The organism is Lysinibacillus sp. CNPSo 3705 (assembly GCF_028674935.1).
GTDB lineage: Bacteria > Bacillota > Bacilli > Bacillales_A > Planococcaceae > Lysinibacillus.
This window is the reverse complement of record NZ_JAQZSD010000038.1, coordinates 1-20221: the sequence shown is the minus strand read 5'-3', so window position 1 is coordinate 20221 and position 20221 is coordinate 1. Positions and strand designations below refer to the sequence as shown.

Sequence of the window (20221 nt, the reverse complement as noted above, 5' to 3'; positions counted from 1 at the left end):
ATGAATGAATTGGATGAATCAAAAGCAGTAAGTGAATTGGATGCGATAATAGACGAGTTTATTGATAGGTCTAAAATATTTGTCCAGGCTTCGTGCTATTTACCGGGATTGAGGGATATAAGGAAGGGTCTAAAAACAATCAGACATGTTTATGATCATGAGTATTTAGCTTTTACAAAAAGTGCTAAAACACTTATCTCGATTAGGAATCTTCTGGATTTAGGTAATGGTGAAGATGTATATGTTTTAGTAAGAAGTATATTCGAAAACTACTTGGCTGCTAGATTTATTAATGAAAATGTCCATACTATAAGTGATTTACCTCTATTAGAAGAATATATCCAAAATAGAATTAAAATTTCTTCTGGCTATTACTCTGTTAAGCATTCCAAAGTTTTAGATGAACAAGGTAAACAAGTTGCTAAAACAAGAAGTATTAGAAGTCAGCGGTTAGAATTAGATAAGCTTTACTATGATATGTTTTACGGCTATATTTCGAGATTTGCTCATTTGGATTTTAGTAATTTAGATTATTATCTTGACGATGATCAAGGGTTTACCATCAATAAAGAAAGTGATGAGGTGCTTACCAGACTTTTTACTGTGTTTGTCTATACAAAACTTTTTGAAACTATTGTAACAATTGAAAATGAAGATTTTTATGACGAGTTTGAAGAGGAGAAATGTTATAAAATAGTAAGCGATTCACTTATTCTTCAAAGAAGACTATTTCATGAGTATATTCAATCGCTTAATTTTGAAGTTGAAGACAATGTTTTTGATCAACATAGGTTAAATCTCCAATTTATGTTAAGTAATATGAATCGGTCATTAGAAGATAACATTGGGGATTTTAATAAAGATGGTTTATTTTAACACTCAAATTTTGAGTGTTTTTTTATCTTTAAAATCGCGGAGGTGGTGGTGATGTGAAATGCCAAACTGGGAAGAGATTCGAAAAGAATGGGAAACAGCAAAGATTACACTTGCTGAACTTGCTGCAAAGCATGATATAAAACTTGGCACATTAAAGAGCCGGAAGAGCCGTGAGAAATGGTTAAGGGATAAAACTGAAAAGGATGCAACCAAAACAGCGAAGGTTGCAACCGTAAAAGAGGATGCAGCCGAAGAAAAAGAAGTCGTTGAATCAGAAGAAGTAATCGCCTTTGATTTAGAAGGTGATGACGGATTAACTGATAAACAACGGCTTTTTTGTATGTTTTATGTCCGTTCGTTAAACGCAACAAGCGCATATAAAAAAGCTTATAAAAGCAGTTATGCGACCGCTATGTCAGAGGGCTCCAGGTTCACAAGAAATCCCAAGATAAAAGCTAAAATGGCTGAGTTGAAAAAGGAGCGCTTAGAACAAGAGGATTTAGACAAAATGGATGTATTACAAAAGTACAAAGCAATCGCCTTTGCAGACATTACAGACTTCATTGACTTTACACAAGTGACAGCAGAAGCGACTGAAACAACCGTTGAATTTAACCCAGATGGCTCAAAGAAGTCTGAGAAAACAGAAATCGTTCCTTATACGTACACAAAGTTCTCAATGCAACATTCAGAAGAGATTGATGGAACTCTCATTACCGAATTATCTAAAGGTAAAGATGGAATGTTTAAGGTTAAACTTGCTGATAAGATGGCAGCAATGGCTTTCTTAGCAAAGTATACTGACTTACTTAACGAAAACGAACGCAAGCAGTTGCAAAATGAGCAAGCCAAGCTAAACATTGGCAAGACAAAGGCTGAAATTAAAAATATCAAGGATGGCAATAAAAATCAAAGTGCCGAAGATTGGGTGGCTGCACTTGGTAAAGTTGCTGAAAGGCGCAAGGTGAAGGCACATGAGTAACAAGCCTTACAATGTACTAGTCGACCTTATTGACGTTTACTGGGATGATCCAGTGGCAGCGTGATGTTTTAACCGATTTAGCACATAATCCTTTTGTAAGTGTCCGCTCGGGTCAGGGTGTAGGGAAAACAGGGCTTGAAGCGGTAACGGTCATTTGGTACCTTTGCTGTCGCCCGAATCCAAAGGTGATATGCACCGCTCCGACTAGGCAACAGTTAAATGATGTGTTGTGGGCTGAGATTGCAAAATGGCTTGAAGGCACACTTGTTAAAAACTTTTTAAAGTGGACCAAAACAAAAGTATACATGATTGGCAACGAGGAACGTTGGTTTGCAACAACTCGTACAGCTACAAAACCTGAGAACATGCAAGGTTTCCACGAAGATTACATGTTGTTTGTAGTTGATGAAGCGTCAGGGGTAGCGGATAACATCTGGAAGCTATTCTTGGTACGCTTTCAGGTGCTGAAAACAAATTATTGATGTGTGGGAACCCGACTCGAACGAGTGGGGTTTTTTATGATTCTCACCATCGTGATAGATCCGATTACAAGACTCATAAGGTATCAAGCTATGACTCATCTAGAGCGAGTAAAGACAACATTGAGCGCCTTATTCGTAAATACGGACAGGACAGTGATGTTGATCGTGTCCGAGTCTTTGGAGAGTTTCCAAAATCGGAACCAGATACATTTATACACCTTGAAAAAGTAGAAGCTGCTACTATGCGTGAAGTTTACTTAGATGATGAAGGTATTCGAGAAATACCTTGCAAGATAGGTTAGCACATGCTTTACGTATGGCTCAAAAGTATAAAGATCAAGGCGAAAGAAGCGGAAGAACAGCAACCTAGTTTTTTATTAAGATGTAGTGCCCCGGATGTGATGTAATGAACTTTGTAGAAATGCGAAGAAAGCAAACAAAGTGGAACATCGAGCAAAATCCCACTAGCATTACTATTAAACGAACAATAAAGAAAAAGGCACAGGGCTACATCGATGAACAAAACATTGATGTTGGCCCTTTTATTGTACGTATTTTTAACTCGGGTTCATCTAGCCCCCCAAGTAGTCACTACATTGGCTGGTGAGAAGCAAACGGACACGTATTTTGGTATATTGGCGGATTTTGAAGCGGATATACAAGCTAACACGACTGATAAAGATGAATTTGAGGTAGATGGTATTAGATACCTTGTGACAGCTATATATCCTCAGAAAATAAAAGGCGAGGTTGTAGGTTATCAAGGTGAATTGGTAAGGGTGATTTAATGCCGCTTCATTCATTTAAAGAAAAGTTGGATAGGAAGGTTGCTGGTTTGCATTTACTTGGTGAGCATCTCGGTAAAAAACTAGAATCTGATGTTAAATCAACCGCAAGTTGGACTGACCGTACCGGTGCAACTCGTGCAGCTATACATGGTGGAGCGGACAAAACTTACAATGGAACAACGGTATATGTCGCTCATGGCTCTAAGGTTGGTATGTATCACGAACTAGGTACAGGTATATACGGTCCAAATAAGCGACCTATCACACCTAAAAATAAAAAGGCTTTAAGGTTTCAAATTGGTGATAACGTTATTTTCGCTAAATCAATAAAAGGTATAAAAGCGAATCCAGTGCTTGAAAACACAGCAAAAAAGAATAAATCAGAATTTGAAAATGCGATCAGGAGGTATTGGGAATCATGACGACAGTACGTGGTGCCTTGTATGACTTGCTCGTTGATGGGGTTGCAACTGTTAAAGGCGAGTTATGGGAACCTTCTGCAGCTGGTCCAGAAATGATAAAACCATGCCTAATTCTTCGAGAAGGTCCGCAGACTGATACTGAAAAGTTTGCGGATATTACGATGGATTTCGAAGTATGGCCTTATGTGAAGCGGACGACATTCCAAGCAGTTGATAATCTTGCAAAAGAAGTTAATAAGGTTATTGATAAAAAACGTTTTGATGTAGATGGTAAACCTTTCTATATCGAATTTGTTGGATCTACAGAGGACATTGTAGACGAGGAATGGGATGCGTTAACTAGAGGTTTAAGCTTTTCGTATATACTCTTTATCTTGGCTTGTTCATGAACCTATCGAACCGGATCCAGTTACAACAATGACTGCCTATTCTAGGATGAAATTCATTGATTTACAAACCAATCCTTCTACATGGAAACCATCAGATGAACGCCCAGCATTATATTGGCGTCAGGAGGCTATTACAGCAACAGAACCTACAGCATGGGGGGCTTTGGATTACTGCAACGCTTAAAGGGCATGTAATCAATCCAAATGTTGCTAAACGGAAGCAAGTAGCTGAAATGGTTGTTCGTCAACTGTTATTAGATAACAGAGCCTACATGTCGGATAAGTCACCAATGAATTTTGAAAGTGTATCAGTAAATGACGGTTATGATCCTTTTAAGCAAGGACAAATTCATTTGTCAGTTAGATATGGAATTTTAAAAGAAAGACCACGAAACCCACTACGTCAAGTTTATACAAATGATAGCGATAAGGCAAAAGGAGCTGTGCATAAATGACAACGAGGACAAAAAAAGTACTTGAACAACAGGAAATATCTGAACAACAAGAAGTACCTGAAACATCAGAACAACAGGAAGTATCTGAACAGAATTACAGTCGTGATGAAATCTTAGTAGCTTCAAGTGTGTTTAAGGTATCGGCTGAATTTTTAGCCGGTGCATTAACACTTGTTGAAGGTGACAAATTAACACGCACTCAGGTAGAGGCTGCTATTAAAAAATTTAAAGGACAGAAGGTGTAATATATGGGAATCGGAGCAATGTTTAAGCTCGGTGAGCAAAAGGCACGCCCTAATGTTTATGTACGCTGGTACAATGCCGGTGGTTATAAAAGCTATGCTCGCCCATTAGGTGTAGGAGCAGCACTTGTTAAATCAAATTGGGGGCCACTTGGAACAGTTCAAACAATCGAAACATCGGACAATGATCCAGCAACATTAAAAAAAATGATTGGTTCTGGTCTTGCTGCTGAATTATTAGAAGAAGCATTCCGTGGTGGAGCAGTATTTATGCATACAGTACGTGTTGGTAAGGGAGGAGCGAAAGGTAAAGTTACAATTAATCAGGCATCTGCCGGAAATGTTGATCTAACAACCAAATATCCAACGTCACGTAATTTTGAAGTAACATTACGAGATGCATTGGACCCTTCAAAGCGTGAAATCATTTTAACGGAGGAAGGTAGACAGTTAGAGAGCTATAGCTATGAAGCCGGTGACAATGAGGCACTTACATTAATAGAGGTGCTTGCTAAGAGTGCTTATTTAGATGTTAAAAAAGTAAGTGATGGTAAATTGCCTTCTGTTGTGAGCCAACCATTGGCGGGCGGAAGTGACCCAACCATAACAGCCGAAGACTATACGTCAGCTATGCCGCTTCTGGAAACAAAATTCTTCGATTCATTAATCTTAGATACAGAAAACACAGCTTTGCAAGCGTCAGCTCAAGCGTTTATCCATCGTCGTATTCAGGAAGGGTATCGAACATCTGCAGTGTTTGCAAATGATTTAGAGGATGATTTTAATACTCGTATCCAAAAGGCGAAGGCATTTAATGATTTTGCAATCATTTACATCGGCAATGCTGTACGCACTACAACTCGTGAATTGAAAGGAGCTTTAGCTGCTGCACGTGTTATGGGGATGATGGTTTCCGGATCCTATAAGTCTAGTCTTACGAAAAATACAATTGATGGTGGGATTGAGGTTGTTGGAGAGCTAACAGCTACTCAATATGATGAAGCGGCCAATAATGGTTTAATGGTGTTTTCCCTTAACTCTGATGGAATTCCTCAGATTGATTACGGTATTAATACACTTGTATCAATTGGGGAGGATGAGGATGAAGGATGGAAGAAAATTCGCCGAATGCGAACTCGTTATGAGTTAATTGACCGCATTGTTCGTAAAGTGGATAAGGCTATGTCTAACAATGTAGACAACAATGCTGATGGACGTCAGCATGTTATCACTTTAGCAAATGGTGAAATCAATCAAATGATTGAAGATGGCGGATTAGAGTCTGGAGCAATGATAGTTGATCCAAAAACACCGCCGCAAGGTGATTCCGCATGGTTCACATTTGACAACTTAGTTGACTTAGATGGACTTGAAAAAGCTTATCTTGCATTTGGATTCAAATATTAAGTGTTACGGAACGTATTTCTTGCTTAATTTGTAAATGTGCATAAATCTTCCCCTTGCACTACTATCTTTTACAGTTGTTTAAAGAGTTGAAGAGTTTAAATAATCCCGGTGTTTTTTAATTTTTTACCTCGGCTTAAGAATAAAAAAACTTAACTTGAGAATACTGTGCATATTGGAATTTTATTTTATGTAATTGGAGGAGTGTGTATGGTAAAACCGCCTGTTCATCCTTTGTTGGAAAATATTTCTGATAATATTGGTACGGATTTATATGTTGTATTATCAGGATATATTGGAAATTCAGAGGAAAATAATATTGTTCGTTTATATTCTAGTTTGGAAACGTCTCATTATATTGATATCCCTTTAGATGCGGTTATAAATTACTCTAACCCTAGTGTTCAAACAGGAATAGTTAAAGTTTTTATTCGAGGTTCAGCTTATATAAAGCTTGTTCAAGTTTTACCTATAAGAGCGGATGAGGTTTTTAATGGTGATGACAACCCTGGAGATGATACAGTAGATCCGCCGCAAGATGTTGGTGGTTCTGCTGACGGTGGCGGTAGTGATGGTGGTAATGGTTATACATTACCTAAAAGATTTAGAGTGATAAAACATTTTAAAAAATTATTTAAAAGATATAACTAATTATGGTTTTGAGGTACAGAAGATATTTTAATACTCCACAAATAAATATTGATAGTCATCTAAAAAAATACAATTTTTATTGGGAGAGACAAAAGAATGTTAAATCGTTTTGATTATCCAAAAGGTTTTGGCCCAGATAATTCATTAGGTTTAGATATTAGTAATGCATTTATGGCTGATATTCCAGCTGGATATAGAGGAACTTTCACTTCAAAGATTTCAGGTTCTGATAGACCATGGTTACAAGCAATTTGTATATATTCAATGTTAAGTGGAGCTAAAGTATCTGAGCTTGGGAATTATTCTAGACAAACTCATACAGAGTTTGTTATTAAAAATAATAGTTCAGAAACCATTTCTTATCTTCTTACTGGATGGCATAAACCTTCGGCTCCACCTACTTCAGGAATTGCATGGCAACAAACGGGTAACATTGGTAATAGTTATACAGATGTATACGATGGACTTGTAATTAACATTACATTTAATCAATATGGAGATTCCAATCCAACAGAAAAACCATATTTAAGAAATGAGATGCAAGTTCTTATTGAGCCAATTACTAGAATAATACGTCCTGGCTCTTAACCATTTTCATCTTCTATAAAATGTCTTAGAGTGGGATAAAACATAACATTTATTGAAATAAAGAGGGAGTTAGGAGCGTATCCTAGACTTCCTTTTTCCTTTGCTATGTAATTTTTTTAGGTTTTTACAATAAAAAGTGTCACAACTTAAGAGTGGTGGAACGGATTCTTATTCAACTAACGTGCAGTTTAGTTAAGCAACAGTAGTGAGTTTTTTGGATATTTGACGTTGATATATTTTAAAAATAAACAAGCTAAATCCTCCAATATAAAGGCTATTCTTCTCAAACAAAAAGGTGCTTTAGTTAAATAGCTAGAAAGAGGTACCCATCTCATATGAGGTGGTTTCTTTTAATTTGGACGGTGTCATAATTTTTTAAAAAAGGGAGTCACCTAAAGGTGGCTCTTTTAACTTTTAGGAGGTTTTACAGATGGATGGACGTTATGTATTCAGACGCTGCATTCCGACAGATTCAATCGATGTGGCAAATGTAGCACCGGGAGAAATCCTACAACGTGATTGGTCGTTTCGTGTTAATATGCCTCCTGAGTTGCAAGAAGAATTAGACTCAGGAGAATTTGATCCACGAAATATCCTTCATGGTGTAGATGGTGAACTATACGATGAAGATGGTAATTTTTTAGCAGCAGTCAATGAGTGGCAAGCACAAATGTCATTTGAAACGGCAGATTATCAAGCAGCCGGTCAATGGGTTATTTGGGGGATTACAACAGGCTACTCATTCACCCTTACATTTAAAGAAACTGTGGTAAATGACATGTTGTTAGTAAAGATTCTTAATGGTTTTAAAAAAGGTGGAAAGGGATTGCCTGACTTGAATTTCACAGGTGTTTTACGATCACATAAAAAATAAAAATGATTAAATGGCGCTGAATAGGCGCCTTTTTCTATTACAAATTACAAAACGAAATGGAGCGGAAAAATATGAATAATGAACAACAAAGCCAAGAGGAACTATTAGAAAATGAATCTGCTATCATTGATGGATTATTGCGTGCCTATGAGGACAATAAAGCTGAAACCAAAGAAGTAAATATTAAGAGAAAAGGAGTGACATTGTTTAGTTTTAAAGTCCAACCTGTACCAGAAGAAAAATACGATGAAATTCAAGATAAAGCAACTAAATTTAAAAATAATAAAGGGATTAAGGTTCCTGTAGAAACGGATTATCCAAAAATGCGAGCAATGCTTATCTATGAAGCAACTACAAAAGAAGATAGAGCTCGTTTATGGGATAACAAAAAATATTGGGAAGCAACAGGGGCGTTAACGGGTATTCATTTAATCGAAAAGGTACTTCGTGCCGGCGAAAAATCAGCAGTAGTACAAGTGATTGATGAATTTTCAGGTTATATGCTCGAAGCGGAGGACATGTTAAAAAACTCATTGGAGCAGGAGGGAAAATAACCCTCCTGCATGAGATTTTCCAACGGACTGGAAAGACTCCAGACGAGATTTTAAGTAAGCCAAAGAATATTCAACGTTTTTGCTTTGAGTCAATGATTTATACGTTAAATAAAGAGAACGAGATAGCTAGAAAACGAGCAGAGATTTTAAATAAAAAGTAGGTGGTGGATTGAATGTCTAGTACAGAAGTATATCGAATTGAGATACCTATCACTGTGGAAGATAAATATACTGAAGAGATTCAAAAAGCCGAAAAAGCTATCTTGGCTCTTCAAAAGCAACTTGGAAAAGATGTAAAAGTAAAAGGTATCAGTGACTTTGATAGTGCGAAAAAAAGTGCTTCTAGTTTAGAGAGAGAAGTCAAAAAGGTCCAAACCGCTTCCGCTGCAGCAAGTAAGGAAGTCTCCAAAGTAAGTGGAAATATAGATAAACAGATGGCCAGAGCGGAAAAACGCATACAAGAGAAAGCAAATGTAATGCAACGTATTGCACGACGTAAAAATATGATTGAGATAGGTGTTAGAGATAGTGCTTCAAGAACTATCGGTTATGTTCAAAGCAAAATGAATAACCTTCGTAATGCTAGAGCTATAAAATTCACTATCGGCGCTGTTGATAGGGCGACGAGAGTTATTGGTGGAATCAAAAAATCTATAACAAGCATTCCGGCTATGGTCACGATTGCTGTATCTTATCTAGGTATTAAAAATTTTAGTGATGCTACGCTTGGAGCGGCAATGAGATGGGAAGAATATGAGGTTGCTATGACTCACTGGCTGGGAGGCAATGTTAAACAGGCCAAGGAGTTAACGAAATGGATGGGGCAATATGCAGATACTACTCCTTTTAGTTCGCCAGAGTTATTCCCCGCTTTAACGCGTGGTGTTGGTATTTCAAATGGTGATATTAAAAAAGCTAAAGAACTACTAAAAATCTCGGCCGACATGGCAGCATTAACACCAGGTAAAACAGTAGAAGATGCCATGGAAGCATTAGCTGACGCAAAAATGGGTGAAATGGCCCGACTGGTTGAATTCGGCTTGAAAATGAGTAAAAAAGAATTTGATAAGGTCGGATTCGCAGGTGTGATGAAAGAGTTAGCCAAACAGTATGAGGGTGGTGCTGGGAAATTATCTAAAACGGCATCAGGTATCATTGCGACATTACAAGGATACAGGGGCTCTCTTCTTCGTGCTATAGGAACTGGATTTCTAGAGCCTATGAAGCCTCGGCTTGATAAAATTAACCAATGGCTTGAAAATAACCAAGAAACATGGGGTGGATGGAAAAAGACTGTAAGTCAAGCTGGTAAGGAGTTTTCTGAATTCGCATTTTCAAAAGGTGAAGGACTGTTTAATTATTTAGGTGACGTATTTAATTCTGCTGAAAATAAAGATTTAACAGTAGGCGCCAAGATTAAAATTGTTGCTAAAGATACCCAGTCATATTTTAAAAATTGGTGGGATACTGAAGCCGCTCCAGCTATTAGTAATTGGTGGGACTCTTCTGGGGAACAGCTAATGATTGATACTGGTACGTTAATGGCTAAAGCGATTTTAAAAGGTATGGGGGTTGCATTAAAAGAGGGAGTCGGAATATTAAGTACCCTTTGGAGTGACGTCGGGAAAAATAGGGAAGAGAACGGTTTGTTTAGTAAAGAAACTGGAGGTTCTTTATTAAAAGCTGGCGGAGCTTCGGTATTGGGAGGCTTGGCAACTGTTTATGCGGCTTTCAAAGTCTTAAAACCGTTTATTTCAGGTTTTAAAGGTGTGAAAAGTTTATGGGGTTCTAGTAAAAATATCTGGGATAAATTTCGTGGACGGAAATCAAAAGATGTACCTAATACAAAAGATACGACAAGTACAAAACTAACAGGTGGAGGCTATTCCGAACAATCTAAACAAAAATCACAAGATCAAACTTCTTCCAATAATAAGACAAAACCAACAAGTTACACAAAAGATAAAACCAAATCTAAATCGTTTATGGATACAATAAAGGATTTTAAGATGCCAAAAGGCGTAAGTAAATGGACAAAACGTATCCCGGTTCTTGGTGCTACACTCTCTATTTTTGACGGATTAAGTGGAGGATCTTCGTGGAGCGGCATTGTTGGTAGTGCTGCTGGTGGATGGGCAGGTGCAAGTGCTGGAGCTGCAGTTGGATCATTTGTGGGACCTGCAGGAACAGTTATTGGTAGTGTAGGAGGAGGCATTGGAGGAGCTATTGGTGGCGAAAAATTTGCCAACTGGATAACTGATAAAATTAGTGGTTTGTTTAGTAGTAAAACCGCTTCTGCAGCAGAAACTACGCCTAAAACTTCTAATTCACAATCACCGGCATCAATAATAAAACAAACACCTTCGCCAAGCACTCAAAGCACTGGTAGTAATGCACTTGTTGAACAGAAGGCTCAAGCATTAGCTAAGAAATTAGAAGATGCAACGAATGCGCTACATCAAAGTGTATACAACGTCTTAACATCATTTGCGGAAGTGAATGTGAGTATAAAATCTTTTAAAACAAATTTCGATAATTTGGTGCAATCAAGTAGTGAAGTAACAAGCAGCTTAAAAAGCACTTTTGCCCCATTACAAATTAGAGGTGTAATGTTAGGTTCTAGTATGGATGCAATGACTATGACATTAATGCAGTCAACTGCATATGTAAGTGGTGCGTATACACCTATTGCACCAAAAGGTTTCCTATTAAACGCGAGTATGTCTGCATTAATTCTTAGCACTCTACAGGCATCCGCTTCTGTAGCCTCTTTCGGTGGTATATCAGAAAAAGTTAATGCTTTAAAAGGTGCCATTGATGGTTTACGTTCAAGGATCAACAATGTTTCTGTACCTTCTGCAGTAGCACCTACAAGTCCCAAAAATAGTTTAGGACCTGTACGAAGAGGTGGCGGAGGTTATGTGCCATATGCAAATGGTGGTTTAATCAATCGTCCACACATGGGACTAGTTGGAGAAGCGGGTCCAGAAGCTATTATTCCGTTGTCACCAAGTCGTAAAGGGCGTGGCCGAGAATTACTATATAGAGCTGCATCGGCTTTAGGAGTTCAAACATATGCAAATGGTGGCATAGTTGGTGGAAGTGTTATTGAAGGCTATGGCGACATAGCAGCAGCGAATGGTGGGGCGGCCATTAGTATAGGTGATATTATTCCGCAAGTACAAATAACTGTCCAAGCGAACGAGAATGGGCAAGTTGATTTAAGTAATCTTTCAGATGAAATATTAGATGCTATTGGCGTTAAATTAGCTGGGAAAGTAACTGAGGCTTTTTCAAATATGATGGTAGCGAGGTGAGAAAATGGATTTTGCTTTAATTGATCCAGAAACAAAGAATTCTGTTATCTTTCCTGTCGCACCGTCTCAAATAAAAATCACCATCGGCACCAAAACCATGTCATTTGAGCCGATTGTATTGGGTAGTGTGGAAATTCCACGTGGTCGCCAACCTATTGCCTTTGAGGTGTCAGGGATGCTACCTAAAAGCTCAACGCCGTTAGGGAAACGTACCTCGGACTTTGAACCTAATGAAATTGTTGAAAAGTTTGAAAGTTGGAGTGATGCCGGTCCATACGGCAAGAAGCTTCGACTCGTCATAAGTGAAACGGATTGGAATTTGCCTGTGTTTTTTGTTAGCTTTGAGCCAACTATTGAAAAAGCGGGTGGCAATATACCATATTCACTAACCTTGAAGGAGTATCGTAACTTTGAGGTTAAAGAAATCACAAATACTCAAAATGTAACTCAACAAAAGCGTAAAGAAACGAAAACAATGCCGAAAACTTACACCGTGGTTAAAGACGACAGTCTTTGGACCATATCTAGAAAGTTAACCGGATCCGGAAACAAATGGCCTGAGTTGTGGAATCTAAACAAAGATAAGTTAAAAAGTAAAAATAAAGACTTAATCTATCCAGGTGAGGTCTTAACGATACCGAAGGAATGGTTAAAGTGACAGAAAAGTTATTTGATCTTACTAAAGTAGAATATCGTCTTGTAATCTTGCCTCCAACTGGAGCGGCCATTGATATTACTAACCTTATAGAATCGTGTCACCACGAAGAACTGGACGGAGAGCTATCTGCAAAGGTAAAGGTAAGAATGAAAAACATTAAGCGTGCTGATGGATGGATTCATCAGCATGTCTACCTTGCGAAAAGGCTGGTGTTAGAGGCCAAGAGTACCGGAACATCCTTCACTGAAATTTTTCGAGGTTCTATTCATAATTGGAAAACAATTGCTGAGAATCACACAATTGAATTTATTGCGTATGATCCAGTGTTTAATATCATGCAGTCGAAAGAACATTTTTATTTTAAGGATGGTATTAGTGCTGGTACATCCATTAAAACAATAGCTAATGATATGGGTATTCCGATAGGGCAAATAGACGGACCAAATGCAGCGTTAACTAAAAAAATGTATAACGGCAACGTGGGAAATACAATAGCTCAACGTCTTGAGGAATCCAAAGAAAAAAGTGACGGTGACTATGTTGTCCGCTCAACAAAAGGAAAATTGGAATCAATCAAAAAAGGTACCAATCGAATAGTTTATGAATTAACTGACACAACTGTTGAGAGTGGCTATGACATGCATTCAAGTGAGAACTTAGTGACTGTTGTAAAAATTTATAGTAACTCCAGTGAGGGGAAAAGGCCTAAAGTATCAGCAACCAAAACGGGTAAACCTGAATTTGGAAAGGTACAGGATATTTTATATAAATCGAACTTTAAAACTGCAAGTGAAGCAGTTAAGGCTGCAAATGAAATCTTAAAAGAGCGTGGTAAGCCTGAAATTGAACGAGGTGTTACACATCCAGATATTCCGTGGGTTCGAAAAGGTGATGCGATTATGATTGCTTCTGGAACAATCGGTGGAATGAAGGACGGCAAACAAACGAGTATTAGATGCATTGTGGAAAGTGTTAGCCGTAATATTGAAAATGGATTGATGACGCTTATATTGGAGGCGAAAAAATGACTAAAAATTTAGGAGGTAATGCTTTAGCAAAGGCGTTTGTAAAAATAGCTAGTAGTATTACAGAAGAAAATACACGTTTCCCTGTTTATGGAACGATAGACAGTCAACTCAATTTACTACCAGACGGCTTTTCAAAACCTATTCCTTCGGGAGATTATACTGTTAGTCACTCTTTAAGTCTTGGTTCTGAATTAGACCCATTAAAGCCAAATGATAGGGTATTATGTGTTCCAATAGAAGATGGCCATACGTATACTATTACTTCGCGTATTAAGGGGTGATAAGCAAAATGGAGTATGCTACATTTGACGCACCAACATTAATGTATGGTGAAGATATTGAGACCCTTCAAGATGTCAGGTCATATAGATATGATTATGAAGAAGGAAAGGTAATTGTAACTGGAACAGGCAAAACGTTAGAAGATACAGCCATAGATGCTTACCGCTTCTGGGTCATAAAATGTTGCTTAACGGAGCGATATGAAAGAGATTGCTATAGCTCGGACTTTGGTATTGAATTTGATGCCATTGTAAGAGCAAACTATCCTCGTGGCATTGCTGAAAGTGAGTTAAAAAGGACAATTAAAGAAGCACTAATGACAGATGAACGCACGGTTAACGTATCCTCATTCACTTTTGAATGGGAAGGCGATAGCTGTTGGGTTTATTTTTTATTGGAAAGTATTTATGGCATTGATCGAATTTCGATACAGAGAGGAGGGGAATTGAATGCTAGGGTTTCAGCTGCCTGAACACTTGCAAATAACAGAAAGTCAAATACATGAAAAAATGCTTAAAATGGCACCACAAGGCGTTGATACATCAGAAGGTCATATGTATTGGGATCACACGAAACCAACGGCTAGGGTAGCGGGGGAGCTTGTAGAGTATACACTTCCACTCACATTGATGCTTACGTTTCCACAGTTTGCTATTGGACCATTTTTAGAATTACACGGCGAACCTATCGGGGTTGATCGTAAAGCTGCTGTACATGCAACAACACTCGAAACATTTATAGCGGACGAAGGTACTATTATTCCGGAGGGAAATATTGTTTTAACGCTTGGTGATGAACATGAGGAAAGTGTTAGATATAGTATTCAAAAAGGTGGGATTGTCGATTCAAGCGGAGAAATTACATTACCAATCAAAGCTGTTGAAGCGGGATTACACGGCAACGTGCCACCGAATACAATTGTTGGGATTGATAAGCCGATTAAAGGCCTAAAAAGGTTGTATAACCCTGAAGCTGTAACTGATGGTGCAGCTATAGAGGATGATGAGAGTTATAGGGAGCGGATACTGGAAAGGAATAGAAATAAGCCGTTAAGTGGTGCTAAGAGTGATTATGTGCGTTGGGCAAAGGAAGTTGATGGGGTTGGTGATGTAATTGTACAACCTTTATGGGCCGGACCGAAGACGGTTCGTGTACTAATTACAGATCGAAATAGGCAGATTGCTACCCAACAACTCATTGAGGAAGTAAAAAATTATATTGATCCTGTAGATGGAATGGGAGAAGGTAAAGCCCCTATTGGTGCCCATGTAACTATAGATACAATAACTCCAGTACCAATATCAATTAAGGTTAAATTGGTGCTGGAAAAAGGATATAAAATAAAAGAAGTTTTAAATCTACTGGAAGACAACATTAATAGTTATTTCTCTGATGAGTCAATAATCAAATATGCGTTAGTTGGTGCAATAATCACTCGAACAGAGGGAATAAGTGATTATGAAAACTTATTACTAAATGATGCTACAACCAATATTGCATTAGCAGAAGGCGAACGTGCTGTAGTTAGTGAGGTGTTACATATCGATGAAACAACTTAACAGCACCACACAAAAGATGCTTGATGGCGTGACACCTATTTATAGCAACGATAACTATTCCCTTTCGATTTTCGAAGCTAACGGTTCGGTTATGGATATGTTAGTTAACTTTACAGAAAGTCTAACTACAGAATTATTTCCGCAAAACAGCACTTGGAGTCTGATTTATTGGGAAGATAAACTCGGTATTGTCCATAAGGAAAAAAAGACCAATGCTGAACGTATCCAGAGAGTATTATATGAGCTTAATAAGTATTTTACTGTTACAAGAAAAAGGCTAGAAAATGTAGTTAATACCTATGTTGAAAATCGAAATGCAAAAGTTATTGATGTACCTGGTGCGTATGAGTTTATTGTTAGAATACCCCATACTGGGGGTTTAATAGGTAATGGCTTGGTAGACGCAATAGAAGAAATTAAACCAGCTCATTTACAAAGTTTATTTATGTATGTATTTGAGGTACCAGGTATTAAAGTAAGTGCTCGTAATCATGTTTATCCAGTTGTCTATCCTAAAACTAATCAAGCAATAACAACTGATAATGGTGTAGGTGTAAGTAGTGAGTCTAAGATTGATATTCCTGCAAAGACACACGGTTACAAGGTAGTCTATCCAATTACAGGTATGGCATTTTCTTATTAAAATGAGGTGATAACATGCAAGTTCACGAAAGATTAATTAAATTACTGTTTCAAACGCTACTTTCAAATGTGAGAAAGGGGCGTTTTTTAATTGATGGAGTTGAACGCGATGTTGAAATTTACAAAACAGAGCAGTTAGGCAACATTATAAGAGTGATGTTTTATTTAAATAAGCATAAAGGAAACGTAACACATGCTGCTTTACTAGATAGTGATAATGCTATTTTGGTAAGCGGTCCAACAAATTTCTATAGGGAAAATAATGGTTTTATGTATGTTTTTGATATTCCTATCATTGCTGAGGGAGTGGTGGCATAGTGGCATTTGAAAAATATGAAAGAATAAATTTTTTAGATCATATTTTGCGAATAGATGAAAAAGGCAACTTCATTCCTGTTATTGACCCTGACACTGGAAAGCAAGAAATTGAGCCTATTACGGGTGTACCAGTATGGAAGGCTTTACAAGAAGGAACTCGTCACAATGAAGAAGTGATGAATCATTTAGATGAAAATATTGAAATTAATAGGAATTATTTAATTTCTTTAGAATCCACTATACGTCGTATACAAATTCAATTGGAGTTAGATGGTCGAGTACCAGGTAATAGTGGAACATTTGCAGATCCTTTGGATGGTAGCACAAACAAAATCAAGCTAGACAAAACGATGACATATATTCCTCTAGCTATTGCAACCGGTACAACAGAATTTAAGGTGGCTAATACCGAAGGATTTACAGCATTTACACAGGTCACAATCTATGATGATGAGCATTGCGAGGGCGTTATTATCACTGAGGTAGGTGCTGACACTATCAAGGTACAAGATCTTACAAACAACTACAAAAAAGGTGCTAAAGTGGCTCGAAGTAATGTCTCAATTGATACGGTCAACGCTGAAATGGGTGTTGGTGATTGGCAAACATATAGTGTGGAATTAGTGGAGGTAGTATAAAATGGTACGATATTATTATGACAAGTTTATAGCTAATCAAAACACTTTGTATAACGACGATGCGCCTTGGGAATATGTTAATGCTAGTAGAGGAAAATACGAAGGTTCATACAAAAAATATACGTTCAATAATGCTACCAATACGTACACACCTACAGAAATGTGGAACTCGTCAGATTGGGTTACATTAGATGGTGTTGCATATGACAAGAATGATGATAATTACCTCTTTAGGTTTATAACAACCCAAAGTGGTCAAGCTAGTGATGAACTTACCTACGTATTACACCAAAAAGTAATAGCGAAAAATACAACAACGACAAACTATACTAAAGGCGCACTAATACAATCCAATATCCCGGCAGAAGATGGCGCATATCCAACAAACGGGCGACACAGCGATGGCTATTGGTACGTTAAAGGTGCTATCGTCAATACTGCACCAACGCAACCAGGAGCATTTACACAACCTAGCGGAACGCTTGAAATTGGTGATTCAAAAGTATTTACAGTTGGTGCGTCAACTGATGCAGAAGGTAATTTATCTAAATACATTTGGGAAGTTTCTGTTAATAACGCTGCATACTCAAAAGCTGGAGAAACGACAACATCGAACTTTCCGTACACAATACCTAATGCGACAAGCTTAAAAATGCGCGTCAAGGCTGTTGATTCTGGTGGATTAGAAAGTGCGTATCGCGAGAGTAGTTTGTACACAGTTACAAAGCCAAAGTATTATTATGCTAGGTATACGGTGGCGAGTACGACAACATATCAAGAAGCTCCTTGGAGTTCTCCAGTTGGTTGGACTCCAACAGAATTCGCTAATCTATACCGATCATACACGTTTTATAACGGAAGTAACTATTACGGAGTAAATAGTCAAATAGGTTACAGCGTACCTATGTCAGTTGGTGACGTTGGGTATGAAATGAGTGGTTCAACTTTACAGAAATATACCATAGAAGTAATTGGTAACGGAGGAAATCTGTCAGGCGCACGACAACTGGTATCTATGCAAAGCAAAAACTCAAGTGATTCGACGTCATCGACAAGTTACAGTAAAGGTTCGCTAGTACAAAGCGACATTCCTGCCGAAGATGGCACATATCCGACAAACGGACAACACGCAGATGGTTATTGGTATGTTCGTGGTAGTCGTGTAAGTCAATCTATCGCGCCGCCCTCACCATTTACAGCGCCAACAACAGGTAAGAAGTTTAAACCTAACGAGGTTGCGAGTATTGCCTTTGGTGCCTCAAGTGCGCAAAATATTTCACTTTATGAGGTAGTTTACAGATACAATGCAACCGGCACATGGACACAGCTTGGGTATAACAACACGCTAACTCGTAACTTGACAATCACGACTGATAAAGCGCTTAAAACACTTGAATTGCGAGTGCGTGCAAAAAATACAAGTAATGTGTATTCCGACTATGTATATTCAGAGGCTTTTGTAATTGAGCATAATGTAGCTCCTACCGTAACATTAACTAATCCATCCGAAAACGTAACACTGTACGAAAATGACATTTTAAACATTGCAGGAACAGCCTATGATGCTGATTCAGACCAATCAGTTACTGTTTACTACCAAATAAATAGCGAACAACGAAAGGTGTTGGCTACTAATATAAGCCAAACGCAAATTGCACTGTCTAAGCAGCTAAAATTCAAAGGCAGTAAGCTATACGATGGTGATACAGTTCTCACTGGTATTCTAACCGATGGAGTAGCACAAAAGTTAAAAGTATGGGCCACTGACAGTGAAGGGGCTTCATCTATTATTATTGAAAAATCATTTTATGTTGTACCTAACCGAGCGCCACTTTTATCCGTGGATGCCGTTGTACCGTCTGGTGTAGTTGATAACGACAAATTTAAAATCACAGGTAAAGCATCCGACGAAGATGCTAATTCAAGTGTAAAAGTAACAAGACGAATCAATTCTGGAAACTCAGTTGAAATTTACAGTGGTTCAGGTGGAGAGTGGGAATTTGAAATAGCACTTTCACAACTACAGATTCGCGAAAATGCCATTGTAGTAGAAGTCGTAGACAATTATGGCGCTAAAACTAGCAAAACGATAAAACTAAATAAAAATGAAGTGAAAACACCTATTTTGCAATCTGTAGCTCGTTATAAAATTGAGCCACCTAAGGGAACTGCAAAGGGTGTTTTATTATTTATCGAGCGTGATAAGGAATTGGACTTAAAAGTTGAGCTGTCCATGACTTTAGCTGGTGAGCAAGAGCAGTATGAGACACTATCACCGGAAGATACGGCACCAATGCCATACGATGATAAGATAGTCGAAGATACATTCTATTATGAAACAACAGAACCGAAAGAAAATATCATTTTGAAACTTTCTACTACACGACCGAATACTACGGTTAATCACAAAATCCACTTAATATCGGGGGCTGTAGAGTAATGGAATATAAACAACGTAATAAAGATGGCTCAATTGGCGAGCCTATCAAAATCGGAACAGGGTTGAGCATTGATGAACAAGTTTCTTCACTGGGAGAACAATTAGCACAAGAAAAAATCAAGGGCGTTCAGAAGGATTTGCTTATTAATAGCCTGGGGCAAACAGTTTCGCAATTGAAGCTTAAAGTAATGACCCTGAAAGGCGGTGAAGCATAGTGCAATTTTGGCAAATCGCTTTTATGTATAAATGGGTGACAGCTGCTCAGTTGCGGTTAGCTGTAAAAACGGATGCTAATCCTTTTGGAGAAATTACGCCTAAGCAGTATGAAGAAATTACAGGACGGGATTTTGAAACGCAAGCAGAAGGTTAACATTATTTTTATTATCCCTTAAATGTATTTGAATGTATCCCGATACAATAAGTATTATCATAAGGGAGATGTTGGATTATAATGCTTTTCAAAAAACGAAATAATGAATTGGAAATACTAAAAATGAAATATCAGGAGATACAAGAAAAAGAGTTATTGCAGAGTAAGGAATTGAGGGAATTAAGAAAATTAAAGGATAATGAAAATGAACTTATTTTTTTGCAAGATTTACTAAATAAATATACTATAATGGGTGTAGAAA

At 37.8% G+C, this 20221-nt stretch carries 26 protein-coding genes and 1 pseudogene; all 27 read left to right on the top strand.

All coding sequences use genetic code 11. The annotated features are described in order from the left end of the window. The gene (locus PVA17_RS16055; RefSeq protein WP_274068261.1) at window positions 1–876 is read left to right on the top strand and encodes a DUF5677 domain-containing protein; all 876 of its coding nucleotides are present in this window, start codon (window positions 1–3) and stop codon (window positions 874–876) included. A 58-nt stretch (window positions 877–934) separates the two neighbouring features. After that, window positions 935–1858 carry a terminase small subunit gene (locus PVA17_RS16050; RefSeq protein WP_274068260.1) on the top strand — a complete coding sequence of 308 codons (924 nt, stop codon included), beginning with the start codon at window positions 935–937 and terminating at the stop codon, window positions 1856–1858. Beyond that, window positions 1851–2594 (top strand): annotated as a pseudogene (locus PVA17_RS16045) (DEAD/DEAH box helicase family protein); the annotation flags it as partial. The gene PVA17_RS16050 and the pseudogene PVA17_RS16045, both read left to right, overlap by 8 nt. Before the next feature lie 152 nt (window positions 2595–2746). Next, window positions 2747–2947, top strand: a complete 201-nt coding sequence (locus tag PVA17_RS16040; RefSeq protein ID WP_274068259.1) for a hypothetical protein — start codon at window positions 2747–2749, stop codon at window positions 2945–2947. After that, the gene (locus PVA17_RS16035; RefSeq protein ID WP_274068258.1) at window positions 2937–3128 is read left to right on the top strand and encodes an iron-sulfur cluster assembly accessory protein; all 192 of its coding nucleotides are present in this window, start codon (window positions 2937–2939) and stop codon (window positions 3126–3128) included. Before PVA17_RS16040 ends, PVA17_RS16035 begins: the two co-directional genes overlap by 11 nt. Beyond that, window positions 3128–3550: a hypothetical protein gene (locus PVA17_RS16030; protein ID WP_274068257.1), complete on the top strand. Its 423-nt coding sequence runs from the start codon at window positions 3128–3130 to the stop codon at window positions 3548–3550. Before PVA17_RS16035 ends, PVA17_RS16030 begins: the two co-directional genes overlap by 1 nt. Then, window positions 3547–3939 carry a hypothetical protein gene (locus tag PVA17_RS16025; RefSeq protein WP_274068256.1) on the top strand — a complete coding sequence of 131 codons (393 nt, stop codon included), beginning with the start codon at window positions 3547–3549 and terminating at the stop codon, window positions 3937–3939. The genes PVA17_RS16030 and PVA17_RS16025 overlap by 4 nt, the downstream gene beginning before the upstream one ends. Window positions 3940–3995: 56 nt before the next feature. Next, window positions 3996–4394 (top strand): hypothetical protein, encoded by a 399-nt coding sequence (locus tag PVA17_RS16020; protein ID WP_274068255.1) that lies wholly within the window; start codon window positions 3996–3998, stop codon window positions 4392–4394. Continuing rightward, the gene (locus PVA17_RS16015; RefSeq protein ID WP_274068254.1) at window positions 4391–4639 is read left to right on the top strand and encodes a YqzN/YkzM domain-containing protein; all 249 of its coding nucleotides are present in this window, start codon (window positions 4391–4393) and stop codon (window positions 4637–4639) included. The genes PVA17_RS16020 and PVA17_RS16015 overlap by 4 nt, the downstream gene beginning before the upstream one ends. A gap of 3 nt (window positions 4640–4642) precedes the next feature. After that, complete coding sequence (locus tag PVA17_RS16010) at window positions 4643–6043, top strand: phage tail sheath subtilisin-like domain-containing protein (protein WP_274068253.1); 1401 nt, start codon at window positions 4643–4645, stop codon at window positions 6041–6043. A gap of 207 nt (window positions 6044–6250) precedes the next feature. Further along, window positions 6251–6691 carry a hypothetical protein gene (locus PVA17_RS16005; protein WP_274068252.1) on the top strand — a complete coding sequence of 147 codons (441 nt, stop codon included), beginning with the start codon at window positions 6251–6253 and terminating at the stop codon, window positions 6689–6691. A 96-nt stretch (window positions 6692–6787) separates the two neighbouring features. Next, on the top strand, window positions 6788–7279 hold the full coding sequence (locus tag PVA17_RS16000; RefSeq protein WP_274068251.1) for a hypothetical protein: 492 nt from the start codon (window positions 6788–6790) through the stop codon (window positions 7277–7279). A 430-nt stretch (window positions 7280–7709) separates the two neighbouring features. Beyond that, window positions 7710–8153: an endoglucanase gene (locus tag PVA17_RS15995; RefSeq protein WP_274068250.1), complete on the top strand. Its 444-nt coding sequence runs from the start codon at window positions 7710–7712 to the stop codon at window positions 8151–8153. 71 nt (window positions 8154–8224) lie between these two features. Further along, on the top strand, window positions 8225–8707 hold the full coding sequence (locus PVA17_RS15990) for a phage tail assembly chaperone (protein ID WP_274068249.1): 483 nt from the start codon (window positions 8225–8227) through the stop codon (window positions 8705–8707). A gap of 173 nt (window positions 8708–8880) precedes the next feature. Beyond that, window positions 8881–12024, top strand: coding sequence for a hypothetical protein (locus tag PVA17_RS15985; RefSeq protein ID WP_274068248.1), 3144 nt, complete (start codon window positions 8881–8883; stop codon window positions 12022–12024). 4 nt (window positions 12025–12028) lie between these two features. Then, window positions 12029–12682 carry a LysM peptidoglycan-binding domain-containing protein gene (locus PVA17_RS15980; protein ID WP_274068247.1) on the top strand — a complete coding sequence of 218 codons (654 nt, stop codon included), beginning with the start codon at window positions 12029–12031 and terminating at the stop codon, window positions 12680–12682. Next, window positions 12679–13710 (top strand): XkdQ/YqbQ family protein, encoded by a 1032-nt coding sequence (locus PVA17_RS15975; protein WP_274068246.1) that lies wholly within the window; start codon window positions 12679–12681, stop codon window positions 13708–13710. The genes PVA17_RS15980 and PVA17_RS15975 overlap by 4 nt, the downstream gene beginning before the upstream one ends. Beyond that, a complete protein-coding gene (locus tag PVA17_RS15970) occupies window positions 13707–13991 on the top strand; it encodes a hypothetical protein (protein ID WP_274068245.1) in 285 nt (94 codons plus the stop codon). Before PVA17_RS15975 ends, PVA17_RS15970 begins: the two co-directional genes overlap by 4 nt. 8 nt (window positions 13992–13999) lie before the next feature. Next, the gene (locus PVA17_RS15965) at window positions 14000–14464 is read left to right on the top strand and encodes a DUF2634 domain-containing protein (protein ID WP_274068244.1); all 465 of its coding nucleotides are present in this window, start codon (window positions 14000–14002) and stop codon (window positions 14462–14464) included. Continuing rightward, entirely contained in the window at window positions 14442–15551 is a 1110-nt protein-coding gene (locus PVA17_RS15960) for a baseplate J/gp47 family protein (RefSeq protein ID WP_274068243.1), read from the top strand. Before PVA17_RS15965 ends, PVA17_RS15960 begins: the two co-directional genes overlap by 23 nt. Further along, entirely contained in the window at window positions 15538–16194 is a 657-nt protein-coding gene (locus PVA17_RS15955; protein WP_274068242.1) for a putative phage tail protein, read from the top strand. Before PVA17_RS15960 ends, PVA17_RS15955 begins: the two co-directional genes overlap by 14 nt. 14 nt (window positions 16195–16208) lie before the next feature. Further along, window positions 16209–16511 carry a hypothetical protein gene (locus tag PVA17_RS15950; protein WP_274068241.1) on the top strand — a complete coding sequence of 101 codons (303 nt, stop codon included), beginning with the start codon at window positions 16209–16211 and terminating at the stop codon, window positions 16509–16511. After that, complete coding sequence (locus PVA17_RS15945; protein ID WP_274068240.1) at window positions 16511–17149, top strand: hypothetical protein; 639 nt, start codon at window positions 16511–16513, stop codon at window positions 17147–17149. The genes PVA17_RS15950 and PVA17_RS15945 overlap by 1 nt, the downstream gene beginning before the upstream one ends. Window position 17150: 1 nt before the next feature. Beyond that, the gene (locus PVA17_RS15940; RefSeq protein ID WP_274068239.1) at window positions 17151–19589 is read left to right on the top strand and encodes a hypothetical protein; all 2439 of its coding nucleotides are present in this window, start codon (window positions 17151–17153) and stop codon (window positions 19587–19589) included. After that, window positions 19589–19804 (top strand): XkdW family protein, encoded by a 216-nt coding sequence (locus PVA17_RS15935; protein WP_274068238.1) that lies wholly within the window; start codon window positions 19589–19591, stop codon window positions 19802–19804. The genes PVA17_RS15940 and PVA17_RS15935 overlap by 1 nt, the downstream gene beginning before the upstream one ends. After that, window positions 19804–19959 (top strand): XkdX family protein, encoded by a 156-nt coding sequence (locus PVA17_RS15930; protein WP_274068237.1) that lies wholly within the window; start codon window positions 19804–19806, stop codon window positions 19957–19959. Before PVA17_RS15935 ends, PVA17_RS15930 begins: the two co-directional genes overlap by 1 nt. 81 nt (window positions 19960–20040) lie before the next feature. Beyond that, window positions 20041–20221 (top strand): hypothetical protein (locus tag PVA17_RS15925; RefSeq protein WP_274068236.1); only part of this gene is annotated, 181 nt, incomplete at its 3' end.